The organism is Terriglobia bacterium (assembly GCA_036496425.1).
Classification (GTDB): Bacteria; Acidobacteriota; Terriglobia; order 20CM-2-55-15; family 20CM-2-55-15; genus 20CM-2-55-15.
The window spans coordinates 1-9674 of record DASXLG010000114.1 but is presented as its reverse complement, the minus strand read 5'-3'; the positions used below and the strand labels follow the sequence as shown (position 1 = coordinate 9674).

The following is a 9674-nucleotide window of genomic DNA, read 5'->3' as shown; positions in this document are numbered from 1 at the left end:
GACTCACCATCTGTATTTCTGGGTCCTGGTCGCGATCATCGGCGGCGGTCTGTTCGGCTATATCGATCCCGCAAGGGCCGTCAAGCTGAAGCCTCTGGGCGACGGATTCATCGCCCTCGTCAAGATGCTGATCAGTCCGGTCATCTTCTGCACCGTCGTCCTGGGAATCACGGGCGCGGGTGACATGAAGAAAGTCGGACGTGTGGGCGCCAAAGCGCTGCTTTATTTCGAGTTCATCTCGACGTTTGCCTTGCTCATCGGCCTGATGATCGTCAATACCGTGCGGCCCGGCGCCGGCTTCAACATCGACGCGCGGACGCTCGATGCCAATGCCGTCGCGGACTATGCCAAGCGTGCCGCCAGCCAGAACACCGGCGACTTCATCCTTCATGTCATCCCTGCGACATTCCTGGACGCTTTCACGGGCTCGGGCGATCTTCTGCAAGTCCTGTTCGTGGCAATCCTCTTCGGTTACGCGATGATGCGCCTTGGCCCCGCGGCGAAAATCGTTCATCAATTTATCGACGCGTGCTCGCACATCTTCTTTTCGATGATGAATGCATTGATGAAGCTGGCGCCGCTGGGCGCAGGCGGAGCCATGGCATTCACCATCGGCAGATACGGCGTCGCCGCGCTGCGGCCTCTCGCGCTCCTGATGGGCAGCTTCTACCTGACCTGCCTGCTGTTCATTTTCGTTGTCCTCGGCACGGTTGCGGCGTTGACCGGCTTCAGCATCATCCGATTCGTGGGCTATATCGGGGATGAGATTCTGACGGTTCTCGGGACGTCCTCATCGGAGTCGGCGCTGGTGCCGCTCATGGAGAAACTGGAGAAGCTGGGCTGTTCGAAGTCCGTGGTCGGCCTGGTCGTTCCTTCCGGATACTCATTCAACCTGGATGGCACGAACATCTATCTCACGATGTCGGCTCTGTTCGTGGCGCAGGCGTTGAATATCGACCTCACACTGCGGCAGCAGCTCACGATACTCGCCGTGGCAATGCTGACCTCGAAAGGCGCATCGGGTGTTACCGGTGCAGGTTTTATCACTCTCGCAGCAACGTTGACGGTGGTGCCGTCGATTCCGGTCGCCGGACTGGCCCTGATCCTCGGCATCGATCGCTTCATGTCGGAAGCACGTTCGATCACCAATTTCATCGGCAACGGCGTTGCGACGATCGTGGTTTCGCACTGGGAAAAGGAACTCGATCGCAAACAGCTGCTCGAAACGCTAAAATGACTCGCGCGATGAGGGGACAGGAACACAAGAGGCACCAGAGGCACAAGACAATCAGACATCTTGTGCCTCTGGTGCTTCTTGTGTTCCTGTCCTTCTCCTGCGCCAGGAAACCTTCAGACTCGCGGACATTCAAACTCGGCCTCATACCCGGCGCGCAGGAATTCGTCGACTTCGTCATGGAAGGTCATGGCCTGCTGGATCAGGTCGGCCTGAAAGCGGACAAAGTGAAGTCGCTGAGCCCGGCCAATCTGCATCTCATGCTGGCGGAGCGCAAAGTGGACATCGGCTTCGGCGGTTTTACGACGATGGCCACCGCGCGAAATGAAGGAAAAGACCTGATTGTCATTTATGGCGTGTTCTCTCCGGTCAATATGGTCTTTGTCCGCAAAGATTCACCGATCAAAACGCTGAGTGATCTAAAAGGCAAAAAGCTGGGCGCCTTCGGCGGACCGGGATCGACAACCTTCGCATTTCTTGCCGTGCTTGCCCGCAACTGGTATGGCATCGACCTCTTTCATGATGCCGAGATCGTCACGGCGCCGGCTCCCGCGCTGGCCGAACTGCTCGGTAAAGGCGACATCGACGCCGCGCTGCTGGGCACCGTGGAATCCATTGAGGAGTTTGCCCGCGATCGCTATCGCGTCCTCGTGGACCTGAGCGCGGAGTACAAAGCGCACCAGGGAGGCCGCGCGCCGGCGCACGTCATCGTTGCCACCAACGAGGAGTTTGCGAAAAACCACGGCGATATCGTGCGCGACTACCTGAAGGCCTACAAAAACACGCTTATGTATGTTCACGCCCACCCTGAAGTGTGGGATGAATACGCGGCCAGCATTCAGATGGATGATCCAAAACAACGCGCGCTGCTTCGCGAGAAGATGGGAGCCAACCTCGTGGAAACGTGGGACGCGAATCAAATCGCGTTGCAGAACGACTACTTGAACCTGGTTCACAACATCATCGGCGACAGCGTCGTTAAAGTTGTGCCGCAAGACCTCATTCGCAATGACTACACTCCCTAGCTATAATTGAGGCGATGGATGAAGGAACGCTGAGAAAGCAGATAATCGAACAGGTTCAGGATCAGTTCGACAACCAGTTACGGGAAATGCGCCGTGACAAGATGAATCTCGAGGAAGAGATGGAGGCGGCTTCCCAGAGATTCCGGTCCGAACGCCGCCGTCTGAATGCCGAGATCGAAAGACTCGAAGAGGCACTCTCCAAAAACTTCGCTGCCCCAAATCCAGAGGAATTACAGACCGTTGTCGATGAGAAGCTCCGGCAGGCATCCGCCGATTGGGTGGCCGAACGCCAGAGGTTGCAAAATGAAATAGGCCGGTTGGAGCTGGCCGTAACCGAGGCCCTTACGCGCTTGAGCAATCCCATGCGATCGACGCAACAAATCAAGGACCAGTTCGAACTCAAGCTGTCTGAAGCCGAGACGCTTCGTCTGCGAATAGAGCGTGAATTCCTGAATACGCGGTCGAAGTGGGAGGAAGACAAAAAAACGCTGCTGACCGAAGTGATGAAGTTGCGCCGTATGGTGCCCACCGGCGGGTCGCAAATCAAAGAAGTCATGGACCGCGTGTACATGCGGACAGAGACGGTAGAAGAAGCACGCATCCGGGAACTCGAAGCACAACTTGCTGAAAGCCGCGCCAGCGTTCTGCAATATCACGAACGCGCCTTGAAAACGGCACAGGAACTGACATCCGCCAAAAAGGAGATCCAGGAACTCAATGTCGCGCTAACGCAAATCCGGGAGGAAATCCATTCCGGAAGCGTTGCGCAGCTCAAACGAGAGCACGCTGCGAGCATAGAGGACATGGTCCAGAAACACGAACAGCTGACGCAGGAACTGCAGGTGCCCAGGGCCGTATCCGGCAATAGCTCCGAAATGATACCCACGCAGGGCATACCTCCCGGTGCTAGCCCCGCCGTCGACGGCGAGGTCACCCGAATCCGGCAATCGATCGCCGATATAGAAAAACTCATCGAGGATCCGGATACGTCGGCATCCACCATTGCCAGAAAGAACATCGAAAGAAAGGAACTCGAGGCTTACCTGCGAGGCCTGCTCTTTTCTGTCGGCTGTTAATTCTCAAAACACCATAATTGTTGTATTCTCTCGGTTCCATTTTGACTTTCTTCAGGAGCACCCGGACCGATGGTGAGCGAGCGGGTTATTGTTATTGGCGCCGGCCTGGCAGGACTGGCTGCTGCGAGGTCCCTGCGCGACAGGGGATACGCCGTTGTCGTCCTCGAAGCGCGAAAGCGGAGCGGCGGCCGCATCCTCACAAAGTATTGCGTCGACGTCGGAGCGCAATGGATTTACGGGACCGAAGGAAATCCGATTACCAACCTTGCACGGCAGCATGCGCTCGACACGGTATTTGTCGGCGGAGACAGCACTTACCGGGGAGGCTGGGAAGCGATCGAGTTATACAGGGAACGCCTGGGGCGGGTTAATTCTGAGGAGAAGTGGCAAAGCATTCTGGTTGCGGACCGCCTCCGGGACACGATTGAAGGTCTTCGCCGTGAAGCTATTCGCCTTGGCCGGCCGGACTTCTCCGTGGCCCAGGCTGTAGCCGAGGCGCAGGCCCGGCTGCGGGGGGACGATCGATCCAATTCCGATCTTCCCTGGCATGTTGCGCTGTTTGCGCGGGAAGACTGCGCCGCTCCGCCCGATTCCCTCTCGACTCTCTTCTGGGACGAAGGCTATGAGGTGTACGGCTATGGCGACAGTGTCTTCGTCGACGGCTATGGCAGCCTTATTTCGAAGCTCGAAACCGGACTGGATATTCGCTTTCAGGAAGTCGTCACGAGCATCGAATACAGTCCCGACCCGATCGGCCGGGTTCTCGTTCGAACCCGGGAGGGCGAGCATCGCGCCCATCGCGTCATCGTAACGGTACCCCTCGGCGTTCTGAAGAAGAGCGGTATCCGGTTTTCGCCTGCGTTAAATGAATTCCGGGTGAGGGCCATCGATCGGCTCGGTTTCGGTGTTCTGGGCAAAATTTTCTTTTTCTTCAAAGACGTCTTCTGGAACAAGGACCAATACATCTTCGGCTATGTCAGCCAGGATACGTCGTTCGAGCCGACGCACATCATCAATCTCTGGAAGACACAGCATGTACCTTGTCTTCAGATTCAGGCCGGGGGCGCGTTGGGCAAATGGCTGGAAGAGTGCAGCACCGCCGACGCAGAGACCTGGGCGACACGCACGCTTGAAGCTTGTTTCGGCCATAAGATTCCGGCTCCGACGCGCGTTCTGAGGTCCAGTTGGTCCGTGGACGAGTTTTCGATGGGCGCATACACTTATATGAAAGTCGGGTCCAGACCTGAGGATACCAGGACGCTTTCCGAACCGGTCGGCGACTGGCTCTATTTCGCAGGCGAAGCGACCAATCCCTTCCAATGGGGCAGCACTCATGGCGCTTATACCTCGGGGTTGCGCGAAGCATCGCGAATCACCGGCGATGCATCCATTCTGCCGGTCCGCCATTTCAGCGAAAACCGCAGATGGCGCGAGATGATGCTGCGCTCTTCGCGGTTCTTCAATCAGCAGATGAGGCTCCTGGACGAGCCGAGCATGCGCAAGCGCATCCAGATCCTGGCGAATAGCGACGTCTTTCGAACCGTGCCCGGAAATGAGCTGCGTCTGCTGGCGGCCATGTTCGAGGAAAAGCGTTATGCAAAGGGCGATGTCGTCTGCAAGACCGGAGACAAAGCCGAAGAAGTGTTCGTCATCGCGGAAGGAGCTCTCGAAATCTGGCTTCCGAATGCCCGCAAGGCTACCGAAATCGTCAGCGTTCGCACAGTTGTGGGCGAATACGGCATGTTTACGGACGCGCGCCGCAACGCCACCTTGATCGCGGCAGAGCCGACTACCCTGCTGTCGCTCGATTACAACCGGTTCGAACGCTTCCTGCTGGCGTTTCCTGAATCCACCATCAAACTCTTCAAACACACAGTCCAGAAGTTCATGGCTCAGCAGCAGACTCTGCTTACAAACACGGCGATCAAGAAGTCGGGCACGCCGTAATTCGCGAATTGACTACGCTTCCCAGAGTCCTGTCGATCGCCAGCCTGCTGATTGCATGGCTCATTCTCTCGGCGGTCTTTCCTCCGACAATCGTTCCCGGTCCCGTGCCGGTTTTCAAAGCGATGGGACGGAACATTGCGTCCGGACAGGCGTTCTATCATCTGTACAAGACGCTGCTGCGCGTCGGACTGGGCCTCATTCTGACGATGGTCCTGGGAATAGCCGTCGGAACTATCATGGGCCTCTCTCCCACGGGCGAAAGTTTTCTCGATTCGTGGGTCATGGTTGGCTTGACCGTGCCGGCGATCGTTTACAGCATCGTCTGTCTGTTGTGGTTCGGCCTGAACGAGATGGCGGCAATCATTGCGATCGGCACTGCGGCCTTTCCAGCCGTGAGCATCAGCATCTGGCAAGGGATTAAAGGAATGGACATGCAGCTGGTGGGCATGGGCCAGGCGTTCCACCTGAGCAAGAGCGCGATTATTCGCAAGATCATTTTCCCGCAGCTTATTCCGCACATCCTCGCCTCGATGCGATATGCACTGGGCATCTGCTGGAAGATCTGCACGACGGTCGAATTGATCGGCATGTCGAGCGGTGTCGGCTTCGAGCTGAACTACTGGTTCGGCTTGTTTTCGATGTCTCAGGTGTTTGCCTGGACGCTGCTGTTCCTCCTGGTGATGTTCGCGATCGAGTACCTGATCTTCAAACCCATCGAGCAACGATTGACGCGATGGCGCTCCGGAGTTCCTGCAATACAGTGGGCGCAATAGTCCTGACGAACGTCACGAAAGAGTTTTCGCTGCCCGGCGGCGAACGGCTCCGTGTTCTGGAGAATGTCAGCTTCGAATCACCCGATGGATCGTTCACCTCGATCCTGGGGCCGTCGGGTTGCGGCAAGTCGACGATTCTGAATCTCATCGCGCGGCTGGACAAGCATTCGTCCGGGACGATCTCTGCCGGCGGAAACCGCGTCGGTTTTGTGTTTCAGCAGCCGCGTCTGTTGAATTGGAGGACGATCGCCGGCAATGTCACGCTTCCTCTCGAAGGCGGGGATTTCGACCACGATGCGCTACGCGCTCTCGCAGAAAAGCAACTCGCGCTCGTCGGTCTTGCCGGCTATGAGAACTATTATCCTTTGCAGCTTTCCGGCGGAATGCAGCAGCGGGTCGCGATCGCCCGGGCCCTGGCGATCGATCCGGATGTGCTGTTGATGGACGAACCTTTCAGCGGGCTGGATGAAATCACCGGCCGGAAACTGCGTCGGGAGTTGATCCGCATCTGGCAGGAGACCGGCAAAACCATTCTGTTCGTCACACACAGTATCAGCGAGGCGGTGTTCCTCTCGCAGCAGGTTCTGATTGTCAGTGCTAAGCCCGCCACCATCTTCAAGCGCCTGACGATCGATCTGCCCTACCCGCGCGAATACGGTGACCTGAGGCTGTTTGAACTGGAGACCGGCTTGACTCGTGATTTTCTGGGAATGGGGGACGAAACCACAAAAAGCACAAAAGGCACATAGTTTCTCTGCATGTTGTGGCTCTTGTGGTTTCTTCCTCCTATTTGGAATGCGACTTGATGTAATCCATCATGAAGTTCTTCAGCATCGCGTTGGTCAGCCCCAGGCTCGCCGCTTCAGCGCCGGCCTTATCGACATCCCACTTGTCTACCAGAACGCGTTTCACCAACCACATCCCGGCGGCGCGGTTGCCGCTGGCGCAGTGAATGAAGGCCGGCTGATTTCCCGGCTGGGCGATCGTCTGCAGGAATCGATCGACGGCGGCCGGATCCATCATGGCGTTGTTGAACGGGATGTTGAAGAATTTGATTCCAGCGGTCTTCGCGGCTGCGGTCTCGCCGTCAATGTCCGCCCCCTGCTCAGTCGGTTGCCGCAAGTTGATGATGGACGCGAAGCCCATCTTTTTGATCTCGCTGACAGCAGACGGCGTAACGGCGCCCGCACATGCAACAGTCGTCTCCACGCGCGCCAGGTTTGTGATACCGGGCACCGTGTCCTTGGTCACCTGGGCCTGCGCAAAGCTGAGCGATAAAACAACGACCGCTGTCAAAGCCAATATGATTCTCATAAGGATCTCCTTTTAGACACCGGCTGCGAATGTGAAATCATGGCGGGAATCTTACTTGGAGACCGGGAATTTGTCGACAATCGCGAGAACACTGTACAATCTGCCGAATGACGACATCGATCCTCGCGTTATTTCTATTGCTGGCGCCACAAACGAAGCAATTAATCGACAACCCGCGAACCACGGTGTGGGAAACCACGAACCAGGCGACGGCCAGGCCGGATGACGATCGCGTCGTCATCGATCTGGCACAGCCCGGCAGCGCCGTGTTTCTGAAGAAGGGCGAGGTTCAGAAGGACCACAAGCATGCGGTCGTCGTCGACATCAAAAATGCCAACATTCCTCCGGTTCCGAATAAGACCGGGTACCCGCTCGCATTTCCGCGGGAGGGCGTGAAGAAGATACTGGAAAACAATCGCGTCATCGTCTGGGACTACACGTGGAAGCGCGGTAAGCCGACCGTCATGCATTTCCACGACAAACAGGTCGTTGTTGTATACCTGGCTGACGGAAAGCTGAAATCCACGACACCGGACGGCCAGTCGGTCGTGAATACCATCTCGTTCGGCAAGACGACATTCAACGAACCCAATCGATCCCATAGTGAAGAGCTTGTCGACGGGTCGGCCCGCGCGGTCATCGTCGAGTTCAAGTAGATGAAACGCACCTGGCGTTTAGCGCTGATCGTGCTTTTGTCGTCCATCTCCGTAAGCGCGGCTCAGATTGGACAGCCTCCTGCTTCCCTGCTCGGTTTCGACCGGGATGGAACGGCGCGCGAACGCGCGCTTGAACAGCGGTTCGATTCGCTTATCAAAAAAGATGATTTGCGCGACTGGATGAAGCGGCTGTCGGCAAGGCCCCATCATCTGGGATCGGCCTACGACAAACAGAATGCGGATTTCATCGCCGGACTTTTCCGCTCGTGGGGATACGACACGTCTATCGAGCGCTACGACGTCCTCTTTGCGACGCCGAAGACCCGGCTTCTGGAGCTGACCGCTCCCCAGAAGTTCACGGCGAAGCTGGAGGAACCGGCGATCAAGGAAGATGCAACCTCGGGGCAGAAGTCCGAACAGCTGCCGGTTTACAACGCATATTCCATCGACGGCGACGTCACTGCTCAGCTTGTTTACGCCAACTACGGCGCGCAGGGCGACTACAACGAACTTGAACGGCGCGGCGTCGACGTACGCGGGAAAATCGTCATCGTTCGCTATGGAAACATATTCCGGGGGATCAAACCCAAGATCGCTTTCGAGCACGGCGCGATCGGTTGCATCATTTATTCGGATCCTCGCGATGACGGCTATTTCACCGGCGACAGCTATCCCAATGGCGGCGCGCGGCCGGAAGGCGGCGCGCAGCGAGGCTCGGTCGCGGACCTTCCTCTTTATCCCGGCGATCCGCTGACTCCCGGTGTCGGCTCAACCCCCGATGCAAAACGCATCGATATCAAGGACGCCGCAACGCTGACGAAAATTCCAGTCCTGCCTATTTCCTATGGCGATGCTCTTCCTTTGCTTCGCGCGTTGGCAGGTCCCGTGGCACCCGAGAGTTGGCGGGGCGCACTTCCGATCACATACCATCTCGGTCCCGGCCCCGCGACGGTCCACCTGAAACTGGAATTCCGTTTTCAGACCGTGCCGGCCTACGATGTGATCGCGAAGTTGCGAGGCAGTGAGCGTCCGGACGAATGGGTTATCCGCGGCAACCACCACGACGCGTGGGTCAATGGCGCCGACGATCCGATCAGCGGATTGGTGGCTCTCCTCGCTGAAGCACAAGCGGCCAGCCAGTTGACGAAGACCGGATGGCGGCCGAAACGAACGATCATCTATGCGGCATGGGACGGCGAAGAACAGGCTTTGATCGGTTCGACGGAGTGGGCTGAAACTCATGCCGGCGAACTCACTCAGAAAGCCGTGCTCTACCTCAACTCGGACAACAATGGCCGCGGCTTTCTGTCGGTAGGAGGTTCCCATACGCTGGAACAGTTCGTAAATGAGGTTGCGGGCGACGTCACCGATCCTGAGAAGCCGGTTTCAATCCTCAGCCGCTGGCGAGCCCGCAAGATCGTCGATGGGTCGCCCGAAGAACGCCGCGAGGCTCGTGAACGTCCCGATGTGCGCATTTCGGCACTCGGGTCAGGCTCGGACTACACACCGTTCCTTCAACATCTCGGAATTGCGTCCCTGAATATGCAGTTCGGCGGGGAAAGCGAAGCCGAAGGGTCGTATCACTCGATCTACGACTCGTTTGATTACTACACACGATTCGTCGATCCGGGTTTCAATTATGCGGCTGC

At 57.3% G+C, this 9674-nt stretch carries 9 protein-coding genes; 8 read left to right on the top strand and 1 reads right to left on the bottom strand.

Going from position 1 to position 9674, the window contains the following annotated elements:
- The first annotated feature begins 10 nt into the window (after nt 1-10).
- The 6 genes from VGK48_07990 (at nt 11) to VGK48_07965 (ending at nt 6804) form a co-directional block, all read left to right on the top strand.
- Complete coding sequence (locus VGK48_07990; protein HEY2381109.1) at nt 11-1237, top strand: dicarboxylate/amino acid:cation symporter; 1227 nt, start codon at nt 11-13, stop codon at nt 1235-1237.
- Nucleotides 1238-1299: 62 nt separating this feature from the next.
- The gene (locus tag VGK48_07985; GenBank protein ID HEY2381108.1) at nt 1300-2259 is read left to right on the top strand and encodes an ABC transporter substrate-binding protein; all 960 of its coding nucleotides are present in this window, start codon (nt 1300-1302) and stop codon (nt 2257-2259) included.
- Nucleotides 2260-2273: 14 nt separating this feature from the next.
- Nucleotides 2274-3335: a hypothetical protein gene (locus tag VGK48_07980; protein HEY2381107.1), complete on the top strand. Its 1062-nt coding sequence runs from the start codon at nt 2274-2276 to the stop codon at nt 3333-3335.
- Between the two features lie 69 nt (nt 3336-3404).
- Nucleotides 3405-5282, top strand: coding sequence for an FAD-dependent oxidoreductase (locus VGK48_07975; protein HEY2381106.1), 1878 nt, complete (start codon nt 3405-3407; stop codon nt 5280-5282).
- An 8-nt stretch (nt 5283-5290) separates the two neighbouring features.
- Nucleotides 5291-6055 (top strand): ABC transporter permease subunit, encoded by a 765-nt coding sequence (locus VGK48_07970; protein HEY2381105.1) that lies wholly within the window; start codon nt 5291-5293, stop codon nt 6053-6055.
- Entirely contained in the window at nt 6043-6804 is a 762-nt protein-coding gene (locus VGK48_07965) for an ABC transporter ATP-binding protein (protein HEY2381104.1), read from the top strand. The genes VGK48_07970 and VGK48_07965 overlap by 13 nt, the downstream gene beginning before the upstream one ends.
- Nucleotides 6805-6841: 37 nt before the next feature.
- Here the strand turns inward: VGK48_07965 and VGK48_07960 are convergent, their stop codons facing one another.
- The gene (locus tag VGK48_07960) at nt 6842-7369 is read right to left on the bottom strand and encodes a sulfur transferase domain-containing protein (GenBank protein ID HEY2381103.1); all 528 of its coding nucleotides are present in this window, start codon (nt 7367-7369) and stop codon (nt 6842-6844) included.
- Between the two features lie 107 nt (nt 7370-7476).
- Between VGK48_07960 and VGK48_07955 the strand changes: the two genes are divergently transcribed.
- On the top strand, nt 7477-8025 hold the full coding sequence (locus tag VGK48_07955; protein HEY2381102.1) for a hypothetical protein: 549 nt from the start codon (nt 7477-7479) through the stop codon (nt 8023-8025).
- On the top strand, nt 8026-9674 hold a 1649-nt coding region (locus VGK48_07950), incomplete at its 3' end, for a M28 family peptidase (GenBank protein ID HEY2381101.1).

Coding starts and splice junctions, on each gene's coding strand:
- VGK48_07980 (HEY2381107.1), top strand. CDS start 2,274: ATGGATGAAGGAACGCTGAGAAAGCAGATAATCGAACAGGTTCAGGAT.
- VGK48_07960 (HEY2381103.1), bottom strand. CDS start 7,369: ATGAGAATCATATTGGCTTTGACAGCGGTCGTTGTTTTATCGCTCAGC.
- VGK48_07975 (HEY2381106.1), top strand. CDS start 3,405: ATGGTGAGCGAGCGGGTTATTGTTATTGGCGCCGGCCTGGCAGGACTG.
- VGK48_07955 (HEY2381102.1), top strand. CDS start 7,477: ATGACGACATCGATCCTCGCGTTATTTCTATTGCTGGCGCCACAAACG.